This is a genomic window from Clostridium sp. Cult2 (assembly GCF_021655075.1).
Lineage (GTDB): Bacteria > Bacillota > Clostridia > Tissierellales > Tepidimicrobiaceae > Schnuerera.
On sequence record NZ_PPXX01000108.1, the window covers coordinates 1 to 23,780 of the forward strand.

Below are 23,780 nucleotides of genomic sequence, written 5' to 3' on the forward strand. Positions count from 1 at the left end.
TATAAAATATAATAGAAAAGGAATAAGTTTGGAGGTGGAAATTTGAGAATAAAAAGGGGCATATCTATTATTTTAATATTTGCCTTGGCTTTTATTATAGTTGGTTGTTCTGAAAGGGATACACAGGTTCCGACATTAATAGTAGATGATTATAATGGTATTGATTTAAATATGATAGATCATTATAAAATAGATGTAGAATTCAATCCAAATAATAAGGCCTATTCAGCTAATCAAGAGGTTATCTATGTCAATAATACAGGAATAGATTTAGATGAGATATACTTTCACCTATATCCCAATGCCTACAAATCAGTGGAAACAGCTCCTATACTATTCAATAACCAAACTCTATCTAAAGAAGATTATATACCTGGATATATGGAAATAGAAAAAATAATGATAGGGAAAAGAGAAGTGGATTTTAAAATAGGAGGAACAGGAGATACGATTTTAAAACTTATCCTTCCAAAAATTATTGAACCCAAGGAAAAAATTAATATTGAGTTTGTATTCAATGTAAAACTTCCAACCGTTGGGGATAGATTTGGACTTGGAGAAGATGTATTTAATTTTGGGAATTGGTATCCAATAGCTTGTGTATATGATGAGACTGGATGGAATCTTGACCCATACTATAGCTTAGGAGATCCCTTTTATAGTAATATAAGCAATTATAATGTTACTATAACAACGACTAAGGACATGGTAGTTGCAGCTAGCGGTAATATTCTCTGGGAAAAAGTAAAGGGAGAAAAGAAAACTTATAAAATGGAAGGAAAATTAATCAGAGATTTTGCTTGGGTAGCTAGCCCTAATTTTCTAGTATCTGAAACTGAAATAGAAGGTACTATAATTAAACTATATGCTATGGAAAACAGTCCAGTTATAGCCAATTATGCTTTAGAAGTTGGAAAAGACTGCATAGAAATATTTAATAGGTTATATGGCAAATATCCCTATGGAGTATATTCTATAGTAATGACTGAATTCCCAACAGGTATGGAGTATCCAAGTATAGTTTTTATAAACAAAGACTATTATAATTTCTGTTTTAAGGACCCTCTGGAAAAAGTAATAGTCCACGAGACTGCTCATCAATGGTGGTATGGAGTAGTGGGTAATGATCAAATTGATGAAGCATGGTTGGATGAATCCTTAGCCACCTATTCAGAAGCAATATACATGAATAATAGATATGGAGAAGAGGAAGGAGAAAACTATTATAATTATACTTGTGAAATGCCCTATGAATATGGCAAAGATTATATAGTTACTGAAGCTATAATAAGAAAACCCTTAAGCAATTTCCATAGTTGGGAAGATTATGGATTATTGGTATATGTTAAAGGGGCAATGTTTTTAAATGATATAAAAGAGGACTTTGGAATTGAGGTATTATATGATATATTAAATAGGTATTATAATACCTATAAATTTTATAATGCTACAACTGATAATTTTATTGAAACCTGCGAAGAGGTAACCAATACATCTTTTCAAGAAAGAGTAGACAAATGGCTTTATGGCAAATAAAAACGGAGGGCTTATTGCCCCCCATTTTAACTTAATATCTCTTATTGCCAAAGCCGCCAAATAGTATTACCAATAGTAGAAAGAAAAATAGTAAACTGGAATCATCACCATCCCAGAATCCACCTCTTTTTTGCAGGTCAGTCATAATAAAACCTCCTTTTAATGTTATTATATTTAGCCTAATACATTATATAGAGGTAATAGAATAATGGTTACTCTTTTAAAAAACGAATATTAGAATTATTTTGAAATAAGGGGGACAAGTTTTTATGAAGAGATTATTTAATGTAATTATATTATCTTTATTTTTTGTACTATTATTTAACTCTATGGTAATAGCCTCCATTGATATTGAAGAGGAGGTAAGAGCTTATCTCCTAGGAGATTATGAAACAGGAGAAATACTAGAGGGCTACAATATATATAATCCCATAGAAATTGCCAGTATTAGTAAGCTAATGACCTATATTTTAGTCATGGAACATGTTCAAAATGGCTATATTTCGTTAGATGATAAAATCTATATAGATGAAGATGTAACTAAAATCAAAGGAGGTAGTTTAGAATTAGAGGAAGGAGAAGTATTTACTGTATTAGAACTATTAAAAGCATCTTTAGTGGTTTCCGCCAATGATGCTACTTATGCTTTAGCTAAATATGTTGCTGAAACAGAAGAGGGTTTCGTTAAATTGATGAATGATAAAGCTGAAGAACTCGGATTAGACAGTGCATTTTATGTGAACTCTACTGGTCTACCAAAAGAAGAATATCAAAATAAGATGAGTACTGAAGATATATTTAAGCTATCAATATACATATTAGATAGGTATCCAGAGGTATTGTCCTTAACTACTATTCCCTATATAGAATTAGAACATAGAGATTATAAAAAAGAGAATACCAATCCGTTATTAAATGAAATAAAAGGGGTAGATGGCTTAAAGACAGGTTCTACAATTAAGGCTGGCTATTGCTTGGCTTCAACAATCAATATTGAAGGAGATAGTATAGAAACGGATGATTTTAGGCTAATTTCCATAGTAATGGGAACTAAAAGTGAAGAAAAAAGAAAAGAATTGAGCAAGAAATTAGTTCAATATGGAATAAATAACTATTCTAAGAAGATATTAGCTAATAAGAATATTTCCTTAGGTACCCTTTATATGCCTAAGAGCAAGAATAAGGAAATAGAAATTTTTCCTTCTAAAAACTATAGTATAATACTTAAAAATGGAGACTATATAGATAAGGATATATTAATAGATGAGGATATAAAATTGCCCTTAAAACCCATGGACAAAGTAGGAAAGATGGTTCTATCAAACGAAGGGAATATATTAGAAGAAATCGATCTATTGATCCATGAAGAAGTAAAAAAAGAAAATATATTCATAAGGATTCTAAAATATATAAAAGATTTTATTGTCAATATTTTCTTATTAGGCTATATTCAGGTATAAACTTGTTACTTAGCAGTATTCTCATATTTGACAGTTGAAGAAAATAAAAAGCTTGGACCCCCTTATGGATGGTGAACTTCAAGCTTTTTTTTATGCTTACAAAACTGCGTAATATTTTCATTTTTTTGTTCTCTTAAAAATATTTTTCATCTTTCCTTAATCCACCGTTCTTTGTAAAAAATCTTATCTTTATATTTTTCTTCATCCTTTTTCTTTTTCATTAAGCTCTTTAATATATTTTTTAGCCCATTCAATAGGGTCTTGGCCATTTAGTTTTTCTTCCAATTCTTTAATAGTTCCAAGCCTTTCTACAACCTTAGTAGTGCGTTTATTATTTTCTATAATATCTTTTATTACATAAAGAGATGTTGGATTTTTTGATTTAGAAATTGATAACCTCATAACAATAACTTCTCTAACCCCTTATGTTATAACATATTACGTTGTATTACGAAAGCTTTATTTTGAAATTTGACAAAAAAATAAAGCCATTTCAATGACTTCAGCGTTTTTTTATTACTCAACTGTCAAAGAACCGAACTCTAATCGTATTTAGCATAGATAAAAATAATAGTATTTCAGGAACTATAAAAAGATATTATATTACAATATTCGACATTGAATAATGATTTTTCCGTGCTATAATAATAAATGTTTCTACGGAGGATTAAATTTTTATTCTGGTTTTATGCAATTTATATGGAGAAAGGAGTGGCAATTTTTACGAATATTCTGAGGAAGGGAGTGGGTTTAATATGAAAAATGAAAATGTAAAGAAGTTAAGTTTGGCCTTAGGATTGACCAGGAGAATAGTTGGTGTCAAGTTTATATTTATTAAAGAAGAATATGATGATATTGATCTTCCGGAGTTTAAAGATAAGACAACATTTTGTGCTATGTCACAAAGAGCAATGAAAGGCGATGTTCTAAAAGCAAATGCAAAATGCTTTACATGCCAAGGTGGATCAGAAACATTTGGTATGGTTGATGTAGATAATTATATTAGTTCTGGAAAACAATTTTCTACATTTAGATTGTATGAAAGTGCAGCTGTTTCTCGCCAAGCCCTAGAAAGTATTACATTTATTAAACAAAGAATATATGGTATAGTTGCTGGTCCATTGGATGAAATGGAAGATGCAGATGTTGTAATGTTCCTTGCAAATGGAAGACAGATGATGAGGGTTATTCAAGGTTATACTTATAGATTTGGAATGGCTAAAAATATAGGAATGATTGGCAATCAGGGGATTTGTTCAGATCTTATTGCAAGACCTTATCAATTAAATGATATGAATATTTCAGTTATGTGCTATGGTGCAAGAATGCATACCAAAGCAGATGATGGCGAATTAGGTGCAGGACTTCCAATTAATTTATTTGATGATCTTGTAACTGGTGTTATTCAAACAGTAAATTCTGCTTTAGGTGACCCAGAGAAACTCGAATTGATGGAAAGATTAAACTCTCCTGATGAACTTGGTATAGAAATTGAGTTTGGAAAAATGTATGGAAGTTATACAAAAGGTGCTAAATATGATGAGTCTCTCTATAGGAGAAAACCAGAGTAATATTAGTTATTGTAAAAAAATTATTAATAAATATAATTAGAAAAGAGAGGATATAATGAATAAAAAAATTATTAGCTTAGTATTATTATTAGCTATGATAGCTTGTGTTTTTACAGGATGTGGGAATAAACAGGAAACGCCAGCTTCTGAAGTAAATAAATCAGAAGAAACGCAAACAGAAACAAAAAAAGAAACAACAGTAAAAGATAAGATAGTTTATGGGGCTGTAATAGCACCTCGTGGAACTTTTAATCCACTTCTTGCTTATATGGGAAGTGATGGTGTAATTGACTCTGTTACGTATGCATCTTTACTTCGAACAGCAGGGGATGGAAGTTTACAACCATATCTTGCAGAATCATATGAAGTTTCTGAAGATCAAAAGGTAATTACTTTTAAACTAAAAGAAAATGCAAAATGGCAGGATGGAGAACCTGTTACTGCAGAAGACGTTGCTTTTACTTTTAACACTATGGGACATAAAGATTTTACTGGCGGTGATTTTGAGAAGGTAGAAAAGCTAGTAGGAGCACATGAATATTATGAGGGAAAAGTAGATTCTATTAAAGGTATTCAGGTTATTGATGATTATACAGTTACATTAGAATTTTCTGAAGTTTATGCACCAGCTTTGAATAAGTTAGGTACTTGTGGAATTGTTGCAAAGCATATTTGGAGTGAAATACCAATAGATAAATGGGACGATCAGACTGAAATGTTGAATTATCCAATTGGATGTGGACCATATAAAGTTGTAAAATATGAGCCAGGACAATATGTGGAAATGGAAGCATTTGAGGATTTCTTTGCTGGAGCTCCTAAGACAAAAAAATTGATATATAAAGTTATAAATGATGATGCTATCGCAGCTGAATTGAAGAGTGGAAATATAGATTTAGTAGGTGTGAAAAACCTAAAGACAAGTGAGATAGATTCTTTAAAGGATTTAGGTCTTAAATTAGTTTCTATGCCTGATAATATGTATCAATATGTTGGAATCAATATGAGAATGCCAATTTTTAGGGACAAAAATTTGAGACAAGCCTTTAATTATGCAGTTGATAGGGAATTGATAGTTGAAAAATTGGTAGAAGGCAGAGGTGCTACTTTAGATGTACCTTTCCTTCCAAGTGGTTGGGCATATCCACCAGAAGGGACTTTGAACACATATAAGTATGATCCTGAAAAAGCAAAATCCTTATTAGAAGAATCTGGATGGATTGATAGAGATGGAGATGGAATCAGAGAAAATGAGGCAGGAGAAAAGCTACAATTTACTATGAAATGCTCTAATGATTCTAAAATTAGAGAACAAGCTGTTTTAGTTATTCAAGAAAGTTGGAAAGAAGTTGGAATAGATATTGAAGTTTCTGTTGAAGAAGATGCTAAGATGGCTAACGATTGTATTTTCGATCATGATTTCGAACTATATGCTTTGAATTGTTACTTTGGCTCAGATCCAGACCCTTATGGTTGGTGGCATTCTGATTCTGCAACTGATGAAAAAGGGGTAGGAAGCTTTAACTTTGGTTCATATAAAAATGATAAAGTTGATGAATGTATTGAAAAAGCTAATGCAACTTTAGATCAGGAAGAACGTAAAGCATATTACCTTGAAGTTGCAAAACAGATTAATGAAGATGCACCAATGATGTTTCTTTATGTTCAAGACAAAGAAGTAATGCATAATCCAAATCTTAAAGGCTATGAACCTTCTACATTTAATGAGTTTTACAATGTTCACAATTGGGTTATTGAAGAATAAAAAATAATAATAACTAAGGATGTAATATTTATAAATTACATCCTTAGTTATTATATGATGTGATTTATCAAATAAACATAGAGGAGGAAATTTATGCTGAAATTCATATTAAAAAGAATTGGTGTATCAATTATTGTTATATTAGGAGTTACACTAATTATTTTTACGATTATACTTTTACAACCTGGAAATCCTTATCAAAACATCGTTAAATATGATACAGATCCTGCTTATTTAGAAAAAAGATTGACTGAATTAGGGTATTATGATCCAATTCCAATTCAGTATATAAAATGGATAGGTAGAGTGCTTAAGGAGGATTTAGGGGATTCTATTCACTATAAGGCAAAAGTTTCAGATTTAATAGCAGAACGTTTTAGAAATACAGCAATTCTTGCATTGACATCATTTGTATTTAGTACGCTTATATCTATTTTAATTGGTGTATTTTCGGCTTCTAAACCTGGAACTATTATGGACCATATTATTACGGTTATTTGTTTTATAGGAGTTTCTATTCCAGGATTTTTCTTTGGGCTTTTGTTAATAAAAGTTTTTGGATTTGATTTAAATATTTTACCACCTTCTGCAATGACTACTCTAGGCGAGAACTACCAAGGTATGGAAAAAGTTATAGATATTATAAAACATATGATTATGCCTGTTTCTGTGCTGGTTTTCACTCAATCTGCATCATTAGTACGATACACTAGGTCTTCTATGATAGAAGTTTTAAATCAGGATTATATAAGAACAGCAAGAGCAAAAGGTATAACTAAAGTAAAATCAATTTGGGGACATGGATTTAGAAATTCGCTGATTTCCATTATAACAGTTCTTTGTATGAGGTTACCAGATCTTCTTTCAGGTGCATTAGTTGTAGAAACTGTTTTTGTTTGGCCAGGAATTGGTTCTCTTAACTATGAAGCAATTTTAAATAGAGACTATAATTTGATTATGGGGGTTACATTGACGATGGCTATAATCATCATATTGTGTAATCTTTTAGCTGATATACTTTATGCAGTTGTAAATCCAAGAATTAGAATTGGGGAATAGGATTGTATGGATTGTTTTATAGGAAAGGAGTATAGATTATGACATTTAACAGAGAAAAATATAAATCAAAAAATATGAATTCTTTAAGAGAGATTTCTTTTAGAAAATTTATGAATAATAAGCTAGCAGTTATGGGTTTGATTATTATTATAATAATGACTGTACTTTCTATTTGCGCTCCTCTTCTTACTAATTACGAGGTTAGTGAAACTGATTTATATAATACTCGTTCAGCACCAGATAAGGAACATCTTCTTGGAACAGATGATGTTGGTAGAGATGTTTTTGCACGTTTGCTTTATGGTGGAAGAATTTCTATTTTAGTTGGTATTTTGGCTATGGCAGTACAGTTATTAATAGGGGTTACAGTAGGTTCAATTGCAGGATATTATGGAGGAATTGTAGATACTATTATTATGCGAATTATTGATACTATTATGTGTTTCCCGTTTTTTGTAATAGCCATTGCACTTGCAGCGGTTTTAGGAGGAAGTGTTAAAAATTTGATTTTAATAATTGGATTATTGTCGTGGCCTAGTATTGCTCGTATTGTAAGGGCGGAGATTCTTTCTTTGAAAGAAAATGATTATATTATGGCTGCAAAGGCATTGGGATTAAGTCCAAAAGAAATTATTATAGGACATCTTCTTCCAAATGTAATGTCTCCTATTTTAGTTGCCTCTACCCTTTCTATTGCTAATGGTATTTTAATGGAAGCTTCTTTAAGTTTCTTAGGTCTTGGTGTAAAACCTCCTCAACCAAGTTGGGGCAATATGCTTGTAGCGGCACAGAATATGGATATTTTACAAAATGAATGGTGGCAGTGGATTCCAGCTGGACTTATGGTTGTTTTAATTGTTTTGTCTATTAATTTTGTAGGTGATGGTTTAAGAGATGCTCTTGATCCTCAAATTAAAGCTTGAGCGGAAGGGGGACAAAGATGAAATTACTTGAGGTTAATAATTTAAAGGTATCCTTTAATACGATATATGGTAGAGTAACAGCGGTTGATGGTGTTAGTTTTTGTGTTAACAATGGTGAAATATTGGGGATTGTAGGAGAATCTGGAAGCGGTAAAAGTGTAACTTCTCTTTCAATTATGAATTTGATTGAAAAGGAGAAGGGAGGATTTGTTGAAGGCGAAGTCCTTTTTGAAGGTACTGATTTGTTAAAATTAAAAGAAAAAGAAATGTGTAATATTCGTGGAAACAAAATTTCTATGATCTTTCAGGAACCTATGACATCATTAAATCCTGTATTTAATGTATATAAGCAGATTAATGAGGTATATAAGACACATGGAAGAAAAAATAATGAAGAGAATAAGGAAAAAATTATAAATATTTTGGAACAGTTAAATATTCCAAAGCCTGAATCAATATTAAAGAAATATCCTTTTGAATTAAGTGGTGGTATGAGGCAGAGGATTATGATTGCTATGGCAATTGCTTGTAATCCGCAAATTATTATTGCGGATGAGCCAACAACTGCTTTGGATGTTACAACACAGGCTGAGATTTTGGATTTACTAAAGAAAATTACACAAAGAACTAATAGTTCTATAATGCTGATAACCCATGATCTTGGTATTATTGCAGAATTGGCTCAAAGGGTTATTGTTATGTATAGAGGAAAAGTTGTAGAGAAGTGTAATGTTTTAAAGTTTTTTGATTCACCATTTCATCCATATTCAAAGGGACTTATTAATGCTATGCCTAATAATTTTGATAAAAGATTTTATTCGATTAATGGGAATGTTCCTAGTATTTATGAGGAAATAGAAGGTTGTGCTTATGCTAGCAGATGCCCAAATTGTATGGAAATTTGCAAGAAAAAAGTTCCACAAATGCGACAAATTGAGGATGATCATAGTGTAGCTTGTTGGCTTGGTACCAATTAAACCATTTAAGAAAGGAGATAGAAATGAGAGAGGACAATAGAAAAGAAGTTTTGTTGGAAGTAGAAAATTTAAAAAAGTATTTTTTAGGGAAACGTCGTTTTTTTTCTTCCAAAAGAACTGTTACAAAAGCAGTAGATGATATTTCTATGCAAATTGAACAAAGTAAAATTATGGGTTTGGTTGGAGAATCGGGATGTGGTAAGTCAACGGCTGGGAAAACTATATTAAATTTAATTGAACCGACAGGTGGAAGTGTAAAATTTAAGGGTAAAACTATTTTTGATGTTGAAAATAATATACAAATTCCATTTAAAGAAATGTCTAGCTTGAGGAAAGATATGCAGTTGATTTTTCAAGATCCTTATTCTAGTTTGAATCCAAGAAAAACTGTTCAGCAAATTGTGGAAGAAGGAATGAAAAAGCATAAAATGGGTACTCCTGCAGAAATTAAAGAGCGTTGTGAAGAAATGCTTTATCTATGTGGATTGGATAAAACAGCTTTAAATAGGTATCCACATGAGTTTAGCGGGGGACAGCGTCAAAGGGTTGGGATTGCAAGAGCATTGTCAGTAAATCCCCAGTTTGTTGTTTGTGATGAGCCTACAGCAGCTTTGGATGTTTCTATCCAATCACAAATTTTAAATTTGATGTTGGATCTAAAAGATAAATTTTCTCTTACTTATCTGTTTATTTCACATAATTTAAGTGTTGTAAGATATTTTTGTGATGAAATTTCAGTTATGTATTTAGGGAAAATCGTGGAGATAGGTTCTTCACAAGAAGTATATAAAAATCCACTTAACCCATATTCTAAGGCTTTGATTTCATCTGTGCCTATTAGTCATCCACTAGAGGAGAAGGAGAGAATTTATCTTAATGGAAGTATTCCAAGTGCAGCAAATATTCCAACTGGTTGTCGTTTTCGTTCTAGGTGTAAATACGAAAAGGAAATTTGTAGGACAATAGAACCAGATTTAATAGAAGTAGAACCAGGACATTTTGTTGCTTGCCATTTATATGAATAAATAACCCCTGGACAAAAATTTTTGCCCAGGGTTATATTTATTCATGTTCTTTTAACAACTGATTTTTTATATCCCACAATGGTTTTGATAAATCAACAAAGTATTCATGGGGTTTTTCAAATCTTTTAACCTCTAACGATGCTACCTACGCTCTTTCCAAGCATATAGCTGGTTTGTATTATATTGAATCTATCTAAAAAAACTTCAAATTGACAAATACGCAAAAATGGTGTAAAATTTATAAATGTAAATGTATTCTGTGCATCCGTAGCTCAGAAGGATAGAGCAGCGCCCTCCTAAGGCGTGTGTCGGGGGTTCGATTCCTCTCGGGTGCACCATATTTAGTTTTGGTGATTATTTATGGACGAAATATATATGGGTTTAGCATTAGAGGAAGCATACAAAGCCTTTAGCACCTATGAAGTACCGGTAGGTGCTGTTATTGTTCATGATGGAAAAGTGATTGGCAAGGGATTTAATCAAAAAGAGACATTAAAGGATCCTACTGCCCATGCTGAAATAATAGCTATTAAAGAGGCAAGCAATTATTTGAGAGGTTGGAGATTAATAGACTGTACCATGTATGTAACTTTAGAGCCTTGTAGCATGTGTGCAGGGGCCATTATAAACTCAAGAATAGCAAGACTTGTCGTAGGAACTAAGGACCCTAAAAGAGGCTGCTGTGGCTCTATAGTCAATCTATTAGATAATCCTAATTTTAATCATAAAGTAGAAGTAGAATTTGGGTTATTAGAAGATGAATGTAGCAATATCATTACTAATTTTTTCAAACAAATAAGAAATAAATAATCCAGTCTCAACTTCTTACCAATAATTTTGGAGAGATGTCCGAGAGGTTGAAGGTGGTGGTCTCGAAAACCACTGTACAGGTCATCCTGTACCGAGGGTTCAAATCCCTCTCTCTCCGCCAATGATATTATTCTAATTCGACCTAGCATAGGCTAGGTTTTTATCATATTAATCTATAAATATACTGAAAAATTTAGGTGGATTTCCCAAATTATAGTGACAATTTTTAGATTATTCGGAAAATTTCTTGACATTTGCCTATAAAAAGGTTATATTTTTAATAATCAAAAAAATAAAAATTAAAGGGGGAATATAAATGGATAACAGAGTTAGAAACCAAGGCGAAAACAAAAGAGAAAGTTTTGCTAGTAGCTTTGGTTTGTTAGCTGCAGCCATAGGTTCTGCAGTAGGATTAGGTAATATATGGAGATTTCCCTATATTACTGGAGTATATGGAGGAGGAGCCTTTTTAGTCGTTTATTTATTATGTGTTGCAATAATAGGTATTCCTGTTATGATTGCTGAGTTTATTATTGGTAGAGAAGGTCAAAAAGACGCCATAGGTTCCTATAAAACATTGGCACCTAAAGGAAAATGGCATATAAGTGGTATTCTCGGTGTTGGAGCAGCATTTTTAATCCTTTCATTTTACAGTGTAGTTGCTGGTTGGACTTTAGAATATATTTTTAGTGCAATTGGTAATAAATTTGCAGGTCTAAGCGCTGGAGAAGTTGGAGATTATTTTGTCGGATTTATTTCTGATCCTATAAGACCAATTTTTTGGCAAGTAATTTTTATGGCCATTACCGCTTATATAGTAGCTGCTGGTGTACAAAAAGGAATTGAAAGCTATTCAAAGGTATTGATACCGCTATTATTAGTAATAATTATAATATTGGATGTTAGGTCTATTACCTTATCAGGAGGAGCAGCAGGGCTGGAGTTTTTATTTAAACCAGACTTTAGCAAACTAACTAGAGAAGGAGTTTTAGCTGCTTTAGGTCATGCTTTTTTCTCCCTAAGTTTAGGTATGGGCATTATGATAACATATGGTTCTTATATTCCTAAACAGGAAAAACTAGGACCAACTTCTTTAAAAATTAGTATTGCAGATACATTAATAGCTCTATTGGCTGGGATTGCTATTTTCCCCGCAGTATTCGCTTTTGGAATAGAGCCAGGTAGTGGGGCAGGATTAGTATTTATAACTTTACCTAATGTATTTGCACAAATGGCTGGAGGTTATTTATTTGCTATTATGTTCTTTGCATTACTAGCTCTGGCTGCTTTAACCTCTACTATTTCTTTGTTAGAGGCAGTTGTAGCTTATGTAATAGAACGATTTAATATGGAAAGGGTAAAAGCAACAGTTATTACGGCTCTTTTAATAACCCTATTAGGAGTATTTGCTTCCTTATCCAATGGAGAGTTGTCAGGGTTTTCTATACTAGGATATAATTTATTTGATTTTCTAGATAACTTAACCGCAGATTTCTTCTTACCTATATCTGCACTAATAAGTTCAGTGTTTGTAGGGTGGGTATTGGATAAAAGAATTGTTGAAAACCAACTTACAAATAATGGTACCTTAAAAATTGGATATTTAAACGTTTTAACCTTCCTATTCAAAATAGTATCTCCTATAGCTATTTTGATAGTATTTATATCTGGAGTTATACAAAGGTGGATAATGTAGAAATAAGTAGATTGATGGAAGATGGGACGGAAAAATTTCTGTCCCATCTTTTTAAAGAAATGGAGGCGATGAAATGGAAAAGCGAGAAAGTTTCAAAAGTAGTTTTGGACTTTTTGCTGCAGCAGTTGGTTCTGCAGTAGGCCTTGGAAATATATGGAGGTTTCCATATATTACTGGCATGAATGGTGGTGCTGCATTTATATTAGTTTATTTAATTTGTGTAGCTATAATAGGTATACCTGTATTATTATCAGAATTTATAATTGGAAGAAAAGGAAAGAGCAATCCTATAGATTGTTTTAAATACTTGGCACCTAAGGGGAAATGGCATATAAGTGGAATGTTAGGTGTAATGGCTGCATTCTTAATATTATCCTTTTATAGTGTAATTGCTGGTTGGACCTTAGAATATGTATTTAAGGCAATAGGAAATCAATTTTTAGGAAAAGATGTATCTCAAATTGGAGATATGTTTGTAAACTTTATTACTAATCCCATAAGGCCTATATTTTGGCAATTTATTGTACTGGTAATAACCTATTATATTGTGGTCAATGGGATAGAAAAAGGAATAGAAAAATATTCTATTACCTTAATACCTGCTTTGATTGCAATTATTATTATATTAGATATTAGAGCATTGACTTTACCAGGAGCTTCAGAGGGAATAAAATTCTTATTTAAACCGGATTTTAGCAAATTGAATGGAAAAGTAGTTTTAGATGCTTTAGGTCATTCCTTCTTTTCATTAAGTTTAGGGGCTGGAACTATGATTACTTATGGCTCTTATATTAAAGATGATGAAAAGCTAGGTTCTTCTGCTTTAAACATTGCATTGGCTGATACTTTAATTGCCATATTAGCTGGATTAGCCATATTCCCAGTAGTTTTTGCTTATGGTATTGCACCAGACAGTGGAGCAGGCCTTGTATTTGTTACATTACCTAATGTATTTCCACAAATTCCTGGAGGATATATATTTGCTATATTATTCTTCTTATTGCTGTCTTTAGCTGCTATTACCAGCACTATATCTATGTTAGAGGCTGTAGTATCCTTTGTAATGGATAGATTTAAGTATAGCAGAAGAAAAGCTTCGATTATATCCACTTTAGCCATATTTATAGTTGGTATATTTGCCTCATTATCTCAGGGACCTATGTTTAACATATCCTTCTTTGGAGCGGATTTTTTAAGCTTTTTAGATAAGCTAACTGCAAATTATTTTATGACCATAGGTTCTCTAATAACTATTATATTTGTAAGTTGGATATTAGATAGAAAAATAGTAGAAGATCAACTAACTAACGAAGGCATATTAGATGCAGGATATAAAAGCATTTATTATTTTGTAGCTAGGTATATTTCTCCTTTAGCAATAATTGCCGTATTCTTAGCAAGTATTGGAATAATATAAAGAAGTATTTCTCTAAAACTTTCCAAAAAATGATTATTTTTGATAGAATGTTATTATAGAAAACATACTAGTTAAATTATAAGATAAAAATTATAATATTTACTTAAGGAGGACAGGCAATTGCAAATTGAATTATTTTTAGAAACTATCATACCATATATTACAGGTTTTTTAGAATCAATAGGAGTAATAATAATTACCGTTGCTTCCATCAAAGCTATTATTAATATTATCAAAAGTGGATTTGATTTAGGCAATGAAAATTTGAAAATTGAATTAGGAAAGGCTCTTGCCCTTAGTTTAGAGTTTAAACTAGCTGCAGAAATACTAAAAACCGTAATAATAAGAACCTTGGATGAGTTTCTTATATTAGCTGCTATAACTTTTTTAAGAATTATTATAAGTTTTGTAATCCATTGGGAAGTGGAAGCTATGGAGAAGAAAGAAATAGAAAAACAAGAAGCCAATATTTAGAGAAATTCTATTATAATAAAACGGAGATTTAATCTCCGTTTTATTATTTCAATAGCCATAGAAAATATGAAAAAAGAGAAGAAATATAGAGAAATTTCAATATAATCAAAAACAATAAGTTATTAACAGAATTATCAAAGATTGAATAATAATAGGATAGATGATATATTAATAAACGAAGGTCAAGGTAAGTCAAAGTTTAATACTTTATATGGAGGTTGATTATATGTTTGGAATTACACCTTTTAGAAGAAGCCCAAGGGGTTTATCAAGGAGATGGGGATGGGACTTTGACAAAATATTTGAAACTATGCTAGAGGAGTTTGATGATAGGACATTTTCTTATTATCCAATGAAAGTAGATATAAGAGAAAGGGATAAGGAATATATATTAGAAGCAGAACTACCAGGAGCAAATAAAGACAATATATACCTTGAAATTAAAGATGATATTCTAACAATTTCCTTAGAGAGAGAAGAAGAGATAAACGAAGAAAGAGAAAATTATATTAGAAAAGAAAGAAGATTTGGCTCTTTTAGAAGAAGTTTCTATGTGGATGATGTAGACCAAGAGAAGGTAAAAGCAAAATTTGATAATGGAGTTCTTCAAGTAAGATTACCTAAAAAAGAAGGTACTTCCCCAAAAGAAAATAGAATACCTATAGAATAGGTAAAATAGGCACCTAGGTGCCTATTTTGTTTGAAACAAAAAAAGGTTATTTAGAACATAAGCATAAAGACGAATCTATAATTATTTAAAATTATTATTTTATGTTGTAATATTTGTATACAAGCTCATCGAGCAATTGACTTAATATTATAATGCTATCATCAGTTAAACTGAAATTTTTACAATTTATTAGCCTATGAAGCTGTTCCCTTGTATTTTCAATTTCCATTTTTAATTTAGTTAATTCATTTTTTTTGCTGAAAACAACACCTCTTTCTACAAAAAATTTAGATTCGCCTTTATACTTATGATAATTTTACTACAAAAAGAAGGAAAATGTAGAAAAATAAGAATTCTTTAGAAGTAAATGGGAGAGGTTTAAAGGGAGAGAAGAGAGTTATTATGATGAATATAATAGAACCCAGTGAAGAATTTTTGTTCTTCACTGGGTTCAGAATAATTAAACATAAAGAAAAATTCTTTACTTATGTTTCTTCAATAATTTATCCTTTATATCCCACAACGGTTTTGATAAGTCCACGAAATACTCATGAGGATTTTCAAATCTAAGGACTTCATCCCATAGGGTATTTATCTGTTCTTGACAATAACATCTAATTTCATCAATTGGAGGGCTTTCATATATTGGATTTCCTTTATCGAATAATTGGACTAATAGTTTTTTGGCATAAAAATCTGTTAAGGTTTTCCTCTTCCAAGTAAATAAAGGGTGGAATATTTCATAGGGTTTATTTTCGTCAATTTCTTCATGGTGAAGAGTTACCACATCTGCAATTGCCTTACCTGATTTTTTATCAAATAATCTATATAATTGTTTAAATCCAGGAACAGTGATTTTACCTACATTTTCACTGACTTTGATTTTGGGAATTATCTCTCCATTATTTTCCACTGCGGTTAGTTTATATACACCACCAAAAACTGGTTCTGATCTAGCGGTTATTAGTCTTTCTCCCACTCCAAAGGAATCTATTTTTGCCCCTTGATTTAATAAATCTCTAATTACATATTCATCCAAACTGCTGGAAGCAACAATAGGACAATCCTCATACCCTGCATCATCTAACATCTTCCTAGCTTCTTTAGAAAGATAGGCAATATCTCCACTATCCACTCTTATACCTTTAGGTCTAAAACCTCTTGGGACTACTTCCTCATTAAATGTTTTAATAGCATTGGGAACGCCAGATTTTAAAACGTTGTAAGTATCTACCAACAATACACAATTATCTGGATAAATTCTTGCATAAGCTTTAAAGGCCTCTAATTCTGTTGGGAACATTTGAATCCAGCTATGTGCCATAGTACCTAAGGCGGGTATGCTAAAGTCTCTATCTACAATAGTACAAGCAGTTCCTATAGCACCACCAATATACGCAGCTCTTGCACCTAGAATAGCTCCCTCATATCCTTGAGCTCTTCTAGAGCCAAATTCCATTACAGGACGACCATCAGCAGCCCTTACTATTCTATTAGCCTTGGTAGCAATTAGACTTTGGTGATTTATAGTTAATAATACCATAGTTTCAATAATCTGAGCTTGGATTATTGGCCCTCTTACTATAACTATAGGTTCCTTTGGGAATATAGGAGTTCCTTCAGGGATTGCCCATACATCACATTGGAACTCAAAATTTTTTAAATAATCTAAAAATTCTTCGCTGAACATATCCTTGGATCTGAAATATTCAATATCCTCCTCAGAGAATCTTAGGTTTTTTAGATATTCTATAAGTTGTTCTACTCCTGCCATTATGGCAAATCCACCATCGTCAGGGATTGCTCTAAAGAACATATCGAAATAAGCGATTTTGTCCTTCATGCCATTTTCGAAGTAACCATTGGCCATAGTAAATTCGTAGAAATCTGCTAACATGGTTAAATTTTTCTTTTCTTTCCAATCAATATTGGTCATTATAATATCTCCTTTATTTTATCCTTTAATATAGTGTTACAATAATTATATTCCTAAAAGAAACAAATTTCAACATAGTATATGAATAAATTGGTAACAACTGGTTTCAAAAAAATAATAGACGGAGGATATTTATACTTTACAATCCTCCGTCATTTAAAATAGAACCTTCTATAGTTATTCCAACTCTTAACATTAGTATTATTTTCAAACTGCAACTTCTAACAACTCTCCTAACTGTCAAATGCCTTACTACTTGAAAAGAACTTGACCTTAATTTTTTCTTTACTCCTTTAATTATTTTACTTCTTTAACTTTAAACCAATTTCATTAATCTTTTTAAACAAAACATCTTTCAAATGAAGATTATAGAACTGTAACGTTACTTACACAATATATAAGTTGGAAATAACTATTAGTTCTATTTGCTTTAATTATATACCACATTAAAGTATTTGTAAAGTGGTTTTCTAAAATTTAATATTTTTATTAATGTGGTATATGTATTTAATATATACCCATTAATTTGAGTTTAAACATATAAATGTCCAAAAAGCAGATAAAGTATCTATCTGCTTTTTGGTATTACGGGTTTTCAATTTTGAAGGGTCTATTTATTTAATAGTTTCTCTCCTTTTTCAGTAATTATTACAGTTTTTACAGTATTTTTATTACACAAACTGGCAAAAGAGCAACCAGTACATTGAGAATTACAGCTATTCCTATCATTTTCCTTAATATACCCCATCCTAATCAATTGGGAAAAGGCATCTTCTATCAAATTCTCGTTTTTATTTAACTTTGAAGCTATATTAGATTTTGATATATAATTAGAATTATTAATCTCAAATAATACTTCTTTTAGCAAAAAATCATCTCCTTAAACTCTAACTAAATCCTAATAGACTTCCAATTTGAAATATTAAAACCGCTGCAAACCATCCAATTGCAAAAGTATAAACTGCTGTAAATATTGCCCATTTATTTGAGTTGGTTTCTTTCTTTATAGTACCTATAGTGGCAGCACATGGTGTATACAACAATGTCATAACCATAAATGATATAGCAGTTAGAGGGGTGAAGACCTGTTGTATTACAGTTACAAGAGCTGTTTCTTCACTTACACCAGCATAGACCATACCTAAAGTAGCAATAATAGCTTCTTTAGCTGCAATGCCAGAGAACAAACCTACTGCAGCTTGCCAAGTTCCAAATCCAGCAGGTTTAAATATGGGAGCTATAAACATACCGATTTTTCCCAAGATACTATCTTGGCTATAGGGTTCAACTCCGGCAGGAAGTACAGATAGAATCCATAGTATGGCAATTACAGAAAAAATAGTAGTTCCAGCCCTTTTTAAGAATCCTGATACATTATCCCACATATTTCTTAAAACATTTCTTAAGGTAGGTAATCTATAAGGTGGTAATTCCATAATAAAGTAGGAAGATTCACCTTTAAATAGGGTTTTACTAAATATTTTACCCATTAATAATGCTACTATTATTCCTAAAAAATAGATTAAAAATAAAACTAATCCACCATTATTAGGGAAAAAAGCTGCAATAAAAATCAAATAAATTGGAAGCTTAGCCCCACAAGACATAAATGGATTAATTAAAGTAGCAATCATTTTATCTTTTTTGTCTTCTAAAGTCCTTGTAGACATTATTCCAGGAACATTACAGCCAAAACCTACTATCATAGAAATAAAGGTTTTTCCTTGAAGGCCTAAAGCTCTCATAATATTATCCATAACATAGGCAGCTCTGGCCATATAACCACTATCTTCCAATAATCCCATTAACATATACAATATTACTATGAGAGGTATAAATTCTAATACCGCCCCAACTCCTCTAATAAGTCCTTCTGTTACGAAGGATATAATCCAATTAGAAGCATTTATATTAACAAGCAAGTCTCCGATAAGTCCCCCTAAAAATTCTATACCCCTAGCGGTAAGCTCACCAAACAAGTCTTCTCCAATGGAAAAAGTTAATTGAAATACTATAAACATTATTAGGCCAAATATTGGCAGACCAAAATATTTATGGGTTAGTATTTTGTCTATTTTATCAGTTGTAGTTTCTTTAGCATTATCAGGTACTTTTACAGTAACATTAGTTATGTTACTGATAAACTCATATCTTTTATCAATAATTTCCAACTCGTAATCTTCCTTATTATTATGAAATCTATGGATAATATCTTTAAAGTCATCAGAAAAATTTAAATCTCCATTGCTTTTTACAAGCTCATGGACATACTCATCTCCCTCAAGAAGCTTAACAGCAATCCATTGGGAAGGATATTCTAGATTTTTATTACTTAAAAACCCTTTTAGTCTTTCAATTTCTCTATCTATATCTTCACCATAGCTAATATGAGCTTTATAATCAATTTTCTCGTTAATTAGTTCTACAGAATTTTTGATTAACTCATCTATTCCTTTTCTTTTAGAGGCAATAGTAGGAACTACAGGAGTTCCCAATTTTTTAGATAGTGCTTCAATATCAACTTTAATATTTCTAGCCTCTGCTTCATCTATCATATTTAAAGCTACAATTACTTTAGTTCCCATTTCTAATAATTGGGTAGTTAAGTATAGGTTTCTTTCAATATTAGTGGAATCTACCACATTAATGACAATATCAGGGTTACCTTTTAAGATGAAATCCCTTGCCACTATTTCATCTTCAGAAAAGGCACCTAAACTATAAGTTCCAGGTAAATCTACTACATTATATGTTTTTTTATTAAAAGTGAAATTACCCTCTTTTTTTTCAACAGTAACACCAGGCCAATTTCCCACCTGTTGATTAGATCCCGTTAGTGCGTTAAACAAGGTGGTTTTGCCACTATTTGGATTACCAACTAAAGCTATAGTATTCAATTCTAAATCTCCCCCTTAAACAAGAATGATAGTCATTATCAACAAAAATCAAAAGTATAATACCTTTTATTCATTCACCATTATTTTCTGTGCTAAACCTCGACCAATAGCAATTTTATTTCCCGACAAGGAAAGTATTATAGGGCCCGTATCATTTTTTATAACCTTAAATGTTGCCCCTGTATTTAAACCCATTTCATATAATCTTTTAGTAGCATTCCATCCAGCATTTATTTTTTTAACCTTGGCATTATCCCCAGGATTTAACTCAATTAAAGATGCGTCTGCCATAATAGTTCTCCTTTCTGTTTTTCGAAACTGATAATCGCTATCAATATAATAATACAAATTTGATATAAATGCAATAGGTTAGGGAAATATTATTTAATTAGGAGTAGGAGAAAATGTAGTAAATTTTAATACTCTAGAAACTTTGCTAAAACATAATGAAATTTAGTACTACACAAAATGGATATAAAGGATATAAGTGAAACAAAAACTATCAATGTCTAATGAATAGCATTTTAACGTAATGAAATAATGTAAAAAAATCTTTAGGCTTTATGGATTTTGGGAAAAATATGTTTTAAAAAGTATATATATGTGATATAATAAAAATAGACCACCCCCCAGAGGGGGGATAAGTTAAAAAGAGGAGTTGATAATATGATAAGTAAGAAAGTTACTATAGATGTAGTAGGTATGACCTGTGCAGCATGTTCTTCTAGGGTAGAAAAGGCAATTAAAAGACAAGAGGGGGTTATAGATTCATCAGTAAATTTACTTGCCCAAAAAGCTACCATTGAATTCGATAGGGACAGAGTAAATGTAGATGAATTGATTAGAACTATAGAAAAGACAGGCTATGAAGTGCCTTTAGTTAAAAAGACCTTACTAATCGAAGGCATGACTTGTGCAGCGTGTTCTTCTAGGGTAGAGAAAGTTTTAAATAAACTTGAAGGAGTGGTAAAAGCCAATGTAAATCTATCTACCAATAAGGCAGTTGTAGAATTTCCTTCCGGAGCTGTAGAAGATGAAGCATTAATAAGAACAGTAGAAAAAGCAGGATATAAGGCAGAGCTGGAAATAGAAAGGGATATGGATAGGGAAAAGGAATTGAGAGAAAAGGAGATAAAATCCCTTAAAACTTCTTTCATTATATCAGCAATCCTTAGTTTACCCCTATTTTCAGCTATGTTTTTCCACATGGCAGGAAAGGATAATATTTTCACCAATGGATATTTCCAACTGCTATTAGCAACCCCTGTCCAATTTATAATAGGCTATAGATTTTATAAAGGAGCCTTTAACTCGTTGAGGGGTGGAGGAGCTAATATGGACGTATTAGTAGCCATGGGGACATCTGCAGCCTACTTTTATAGTCTATACAATGTAATTGTTGGAGTGGCAGAATTCTATTTTGAAGCTTCAGCAGTTATTATTACATTGATACTATTAGGAAAGACCTTTGAGGCTGTAGCTAAAGGAAAAACTTCAGAAGCTATAAAAAAGTTGATGGGATTACAACCTAAGACTGCACGAGTAATAAAAAATGGAGTAGAAGAGGATATTCCAATAGAAAAGGTAAATATAGGTGATATCGTAGTAGTAAGACCAGGAGAGAGAATACCAGTAGATGGAATTATTACAGAAGGTCATTCTTCTATAGACGAATCCATGATAACTGGAGAAAGTATCCCCATAGATAAAACTGAAGGAGATGAAGTTATAGGAGCTACCATAAATAAATTTGGTTCTTTTAAGTTTGAAGCCAAAAAGATTGGGAAGGACACAGTTCTATCCCAGATAATTAAACTAGTAGAGGACGCTCAAGGTTCCAAAGCTCCTGTTCAAAGGCTGGCAGATAAAATCTCTGGTATATTTGTACCAATAGTGGTTATTATCGCTATTGTAACCTTCATGGGCTTTTATCTAGTGAAAGGCAATTTTAATACAGGGCTTATAAATGCAGTAGCAGTTTTAGTAATTGCATGTCCTTGTGCTTTAGGGTTAGCTACACCCACAGCTATCATGGTAGGTACTGGTAAAGGTGCTGAAAATGGAATACTAATTAAATCAGGAGAACATTTGGAAAGAGCTCATAAGATGGAAACAATAGTATTCGACAAAACTGGTACCATAACTAAAGGTGAACCAGAAGTAACGGATATAATAACATTTAATTCTATGGATAGGGATGAGCTTCTTAGAATTGCAGCAACAGTAGAGAAAACTTCTGAACACCCTTTAGGTCAGGCTATAGTTAGAAAAGGTGAAGAGGAGTTACTAATGATAAAAGAGGCAGAAACCTTTAAGGCTATACCAGGGAAAGGCTTAAAGGCTACTTTTGAAGGAAAGGAAATCTATGTAGGCAATAGAAAGCTAATGTTAGAATCAGGTATTGGTATAGAAAAGGCAGAGGAGGAACTATATAGGTTAGAAGAAGAGGGGAAAACTGCCATGATAGTAGGAATAGATGGGGATATTTCAGGAATAATTGCAGTAGCAGATCAGATAAAAGAAAGTTCTAAAAAGGCAATAGAAGAGTTGAAAAATATAAGATTAGAAGTATATATGATAACAGGAGATAATGAAAGAACGGCTAAAGCTATAGCCAAAAAAGTGGGAATAGATAATGTTTTAGCAGAGGTATTACCTGAAAACAAAGCAGAAGTGGTAGAAAATATAAAATCTGAAGGCAAAAATGTAGGCATGGTAGGAGATGGTATCAACGACGCTCCAGCGTTAGCAGCAGCAGATATAGGATTTGCCATAGGAACTGGCACAGATGTGGCTATGGAAGCAGCAGATATTACCCTTATGAGAGGGGATTTAATGAGTATAGTTACAGCTATAAGGCTAAGCCATAGGACTATGAAGACTATTAAACAAAATTTATTTTGGGCCTTTTTCTATAATTCAATAGGTATTCCCTTTGCAGCTTTAGGATTTTTAAATCCAATGATAGCAGGAGCAGCCATGGCCTTTAGTTCTGTATCTGTAGTTACTAATTCACTTAGACTAAAGAATTTTAAGTAATAATTCAATCCGAGGGAGGAATTAAAATGAAAAAAATTATGTTGGTAGAAGGTATGTCATGTAATCATTGCGTAATGGCGGTTACTAATGCGTTAAAGGGACTTGAAGGAGTATCTAATGTAGATGTTAATCTGGAGAGTAAGAAGGTAGAGGTTGTAGGAGATAATCTAATAGAAGAAGCTCTAAAGGAAGCAGTAGAAGAGGCAGGTTATGATGTAATAGAAATAAATTAAAAGTAGGTGATATTATGAATGAAGGCAAGGAAAAAGCAGCTATGAAATTGAAAACAGTAAGAGGGCAAGTAGATGGAATAATTAGGATGATAGAGGAAGATAGATATTGTGTAGATGTATCTACTCAAATCTTATCTGCCATAGCCCTACTGAAAAAAGCTAATATAGACGTATTAAACGGCCACATTAGGTCCTGTGTAAAAGATGCTATATTAGAAGGTGAAGATGAAGGTGAGGAAAAAATAGAAGAAATAATCACCATAATAGATAAATATATTAAATAATATATAGA

21 protein-coding genes, 2 tRNA genes and 2 pseudogenes are annotated in these 23,780 nt (G+C 31.8%); 18 read left to right on the top strand and 7 right to left on the bottom strand.

All coding sequences use genetic code 11. The features are described 5' to 3' along the window. The first annotated feature begins 42 nt into the window (after nt 1-42). The gene (locus C3E90_RS11880) at nt 43-1,536 is read left to right on the top strand and encodes a M1 family metallopeptidase (protein ID WP_236915892.1); all 1,494 of its coding nucleotides are present in this window, start codon (nt 43-45) and stop codon (nt 1,534-1,536) included. Nucleotides 1,537-1,805: 269 nt separating this feature from the next. Continuing rightward, the gene (locus C3E90_RS11885) at nt 1,806-2,996 is read left to right on the top strand and encodes a D-alanyl-D-alanine carboxypeptidase family protein (protein WP_236915893.1); all 1,191 of its coding nucleotides are present in this window, start codon (nt 1,806-1,808) and stop codon (nt 2,994-2,996) included. 207 nt (nt 2,997-3,203) lie between these two features. On the opposite strand, the pseudogene C3E90_RS11890 reads toward C3E90_RS11885, so the two are convergent. Beyond that, a pseudogene (locus C3E90_RS11890) lies at nt 3,204-3,398 on the bottom strand (IS1634 family transposase); the annotation flags it as partial. Nucleotides 3,399-3,751: 353 nt separating this feature from the next. On the opposite strand from C3E90_RS11890, the gene C3E90_RS11895 reads away from it, so the two are divergent. From C3E90_RS11895 to C3E90_RS11920, 6 genes are all read left to right on the top strand, one after another. Then, nucleotides 3,752-4,567 carry a DUF169 domain-containing protein gene (locus tag C3E90_RS11895; protein ID WP_236915895.1) on the top strand — a complete coding sequence of 272 codons (816 nt, stop codon included), beginning with the start codon at nt 3,752-3,754 and terminating at the stop codon, nt 4,565-4,567. 55 nt (nt 4,568-4,622) lie between these two features. Next, complete coding sequence (locus C3E90_RS11900; RefSeq protein ID WP_236915896.1) at nt 4,623-6,332, top strand: peptide-binding protein; 1,710 nt, start codon at nt 4,623-4,625, stop codon at nt 6,330-6,332. A 93-nt stretch (nt 6,333-6,425) separates the two neighbouring features. Further along, nucleotides 6,426-7,391, top strand: coding sequence for an ABC transporter permease (locus C3E90_RS11905; RefSeq protein WP_236915897.1), 966 nt, complete (start codon nt 6,426-6,428; stop codon nt 7,389-7,391). Nucleotides 7,392-7,429: 38 nt separating this feature from the next. Further along, nucleotides 7,430-8,314: an oligopeptide ABC transporter permease gene (opp4C, locus tag C3E90_RS11910; protein ID WP_236915898.1), complete on the top strand. Its 885-nt coding sequence runs from the start codon at nt 7,430-7,432 to the stop codon at nt 8,312-8,314. Between the two features lie 17 nt (nt 8,315-8,331). Then, on the top strand, nt 8,332-9,291 hold the full coding sequence (locus C3E90_RS11915; RefSeq protein ID WP_236915899.1) for an ABC transporter ATP-binding protein: 960 nt from the start codon (nt 8,332-8,334) through the stop codon (nt 9,289-9,291). Nucleotides 9,292-9,314: 23 nt separating this feature from the next. After that, complete coding sequence (locus C3E90_RS11920) at nt 9,315-10,316, top strand: ABC transporter ATP-binding protein (RefSeq protein ID WP_236915900.1); 1,002 nt, start codon at nt 9,315-9,317, stop codon at nt 10,314-10,316. Between the two features lie 37 nt (nt 10,317-10,353). Here the strand turns inward: C3E90_RS11920 and C3E90_RS13640 are convergent. Next, nucleotides 10,354-10,449, bottom strand: a pseudogene (locus tag C3E90_RS13640) (hypothetical protein); the annotation flags it as partial. 128 nt (nt 10,450-10,577) lie between these two features. On the opposite strand from C3E90_RS13640, the gene C3E90_RS11925 reads away from it, so the two are divergent. The 7 genes from C3E90_RS11925 to C3E90_RS11955 all read left to right on the top strand — a co-directional run bounded on the left by C3E90_RS11925 (nt 10,578) and on the right by C3E90_RS11955 (nt 15,383). Next, nucleotides 10,578-10,654, top strand: a tRNA-Arg gene (locus C3E90_RS11925). A gap of 22 nt (nt 10,655-10,676) precedes the next feature. Continuing rightward, entirely contained in the window at nt 10,677-11,126 is a 450-nt protein-coding gene (gene tadA / locus C3E90_RS11930) for a tRNA adenosine(34) deaminase TadA (protein ID WP_236915901.1), read from the top strand. A 29-nt stretch (nt 11,127-11,155) separates the two neighbouring features. Beyond that, a tRNA-Ser gene (locus C3E90_RS11935) sits at nt 11,156-11,247 on the top strand. Nucleotides 11,248-11,442: 195 nt separating this feature from the next. Beyond that, entirely contained in the window at nt 11,443-12,822 is a 1,380-nt protein-coding gene (locus C3E90_RS11940; RefSeq protein ID WP_236915902.1) for a sodium-dependent transporter, read from the top strand. A 73-nt stretch (nt 12,823-12,895) separates the two neighbouring features. Then, complete coding sequence (locus C3E90_RS11945) at nt 12,896-14,239, top strand: sodium-dependent transporter (protein ID WP_236915903.1); 1,344 nt, start codon at nt 12,896-12,898, stop codon at nt 14,237-14,239. A 120-nt stretch (nt 14,240-14,359) separates the two neighbouring features. Then, nucleotides 14,360-14,713, top strand: a complete 354-nt coding sequence (locus C3E90_RS11950; protein ID WP_236915904.1) for a DUF1622 domain-containing protein — start codon at nt 14,360-14,362, stop codon at nt 14,711-14,713. Nucleotides 14,714-14,939: 226 nt separating this feature from the next. Next, on the top strand, nt 14,940-15,383 hold the full coding sequence (locus tag C3E90_RS11955; RefSeq protein WP_236915905.1) for an Hsp20/alpha crystallin family protein: 444 nt from the start codon (nt 14,940-14,942) through the stop codon (nt 15,381-15,383). Between the two features lie 94 nt (nt 15,384-15,477). On the opposite strand, the gene C3E90_RS13645 is transcribed toward C3E90_RS11955, so the two are convergent. The 5 genes from C3E90_RS13645 to C3E90_RS11975 form a co-directional block, all read right to left on the bottom strand. Then, nucleotides 15,478-15,612: a Spo0E family sporulation regulatory protein-aspartic acid phosphatase gene (locus C3E90_RS13645; RefSeq protein WP_442870582.1), complete on the bottom strand. Its 135-nt coding sequence runs from the start codon at nt 15,610-15,612 to the stop codon at nt 15,478-15,480. Between the two features lie 252 nt (nt 15,613-15,864). After that, nucleotides 15,865-17,319 (bottom strand): nicotinate phosphoribosyltransferase, encoded by a 1,455-nt coding sequence (locus tag C3E90_RS11960; RefSeq protein ID WP_236915906.1) that lies wholly within the window; start codon nt 17,317-17,319, stop codon nt 15,865-15,867. 610 nt (nt 17,320-17,929) lie between these two features. After that, the gene (locus C3E90_RS11965) at nt 17,930-18,187 is read right to left on the bottom strand and encodes a FeoC-like transcriptional regulator (RefSeq protein WP_236915907.1); all 258 of its coding nucleotides are present in this window, start codon (nt 18,185-18,187) and stop codon (nt 17,930-17,932) included. A gap of 19 nt (nt 18,188-18,206) precedes the next feature. After that, complete coding sequence (gene feoB / locus C3E90_RS11970; RefSeq protein WP_236915908.1) at nt 18,207-20,216, bottom strand: ferrous iron transport protein B; 2,010 nt, start codon at nt 20,214-20,216, stop codon at nt 18,207-18,209. A 66-nt stretch (nt 20,217-20,282) separates the two neighbouring features. Next, nucleotides 20,283-20,507 carry a FeoA family protein gene (locus C3E90_RS11975; RefSeq protein WP_236915909.1) on the bottom strand — a complete coding sequence of 75 codons (225 nt, stop codon included), beginning with the start codon at nt 20,505-20,507 and terminating at the stop codon, nt 20,283-20,285. 375 nt (nt 20,508-20,882) lie between these two features. Between C3E90_RS11975 and C3E90_RS11980 the strand changes: the two genes are divergently transcribed. From C3E90_RS11980 to C3E90_RS11990, 3 genes are read left to right on the top strand one after another with little or no spacing between them, the layout of a single operon-like run. Beyond that, nucleotides 20,883-23,255 carry a heavy metal translocating P-type ATPase gene (locus C3E90_RS11980; protein ID WP_236915910.1) on the top strand — a complete coding sequence of 791 codons (2,373 nt, stop codon included), beginning with the start codon at nt 20,883-20,885 and terminating at the stop codon, nt 23,253-23,255. A 26-nt stretch (nt 23,256-23,281) separates the two neighbouring features. Further along, on the top strand, nt 23,282-23,488 hold the full coding sequence (locus C3E90_RS11985) for a heavy-metal-associated domain-containing protein (RefSeq protein WP_236915911.1): 207 nt from the start codon (nt 23,282-23,284) through the stop codon (nt 23,486-23,488). A 14-nt stretch (nt 23,489-23,502) separates the two neighbouring features. Next, complete coding sequence (locus tag C3E90_RS11990; protein ID WP_236915912.1) at nt 23,503-23,772, top strand: metal-sensing transcriptional repressor; 270 nt, start codon at nt 23,503-23,505, stop codon at nt 23,770-23,772. Nucleotides 23,773-23,780: the final 8 nt, after the last annotated feature.

Excerpts from the sequence above, each read along its gene's own strand:
- C3E90_RS11940 (WP_236915902.1), top strand. The coding sequence starts at position 11,443 with ATGGATAACAGAGTTAGAAACCAAGGCGAAAACAAAAGAGAAAGTTTT.
- C3E90_RS11900 (WP_236915896.1), top strand. The coding sequence starts at position 4,623 with ATGAATAAAAAAATTATTAGCTTAGTATTATTATTAGCTATGATAGCT.
- C3E90_RS11920 (WP_236915900.1), top strand. The coding sequence starts at position 9,315 with ATGAGAGAGGACAATAGAAAAGAAGTTTTGTTGGAAGTAGAAAATTTA.
- C3E90_RS11885 (WP_236915893.1), top strand. The coding sequence starts at position 1,806 with ATGAAGAGATTATTTAATGTAATTATATTATCTTTATTTTTTGTACTA.
- C3E90_RS11915 (WP_236915899.1), top strand. The coding sequence starts at position 8,332 with ATGAAATTACTTGAGGTTAATAATTTAAAGGTATCCTTTAATACGATA.
- C3E90_RS11960 (WP_236915906.1), bottom strand. The coding sequence starts at position 17,319 with ATGACCAATATTGATTGGAAAGAAAAGAAAAATTTAACCATGTTAGCA.
- C3E90_RS11945 (WP_236915903.1), top strand. The coding sequence starts at position 12,896 with ATGGAAAAGCGAGAAAGTTTCAAAAGTAGTTTTGGACTTTTTGCTGCA.
- C3E90_RS11975 (WP_236915909.1), bottom strand. The coding sequence starts at position 20,507 with ATGGCAGACGCATCTTTAATTGAGTTAAATCCTGGGGATAATGCCAAG.
- C3E90_RS11895 (WP_236915895.1), top strand. The coding sequence starts at position 3,752 with ATGAAAAATGAAAATGTAAAGAAGTTAAGTTTGGCCTTAGGATTGACC.
- C3E90_RS11985 (WP_236915911.1), top strand. The coding sequence starts at position 23,282 with ATGAAAAAAATTATGTTGGTAGAAGGTATGTCATGTAATCATTGCGTA.
- C3E90_RS11990 (WP_236915912.1), top strand. The coding sequence starts at position 23,503 with ATGAATGAAGGCAAGGAAAAAGCAGCTATGAAATTGAAAACAGTAAGA.
- C3E90_RS11980 (WP_236915910.1), top strand. The coding sequence starts at position 20,883 with ATGATAAGTAAGAAAGTTACTATAGATGTAGTAGGTATGACCTGTGCA.
- opp4C (WP_236915898.1), top strand. The coding sequence starts at position 7,430 with ATGACATTTAACAGAGAAAAATATAAATCAAAAAATATGAATTCTTTA.
- C3E90_RS11955 (WP_236915905.1), top strand. The coding sequence starts at position 14,940 with ATGTTTGGAATTACACCTTTTAGAAGAAGCCCAAGGGGTTTATCAAGG.
- C3E90_RS11905 (WP_236915897.1), top strand. The coding sequence starts at position 6,426 with ATGCTGAAATTCATATTAAAAAGAATTGGTGTATCAATTATTGTTATA.
- tadA (WP_236915901.1), top strand. The coding sequence starts at position 10,677 with ATGGACGAAATATATATGGGTTTAGCATTAGAGGAAGCATACAAAGCC.
- C3E90_RS13645 (WP_442870582.1), bottom strand. The coding sequence starts at position 15,612 with ATGGAAATTGAAAATACAAGGGAACAGCTTCATAGGCTAATAAATTGT.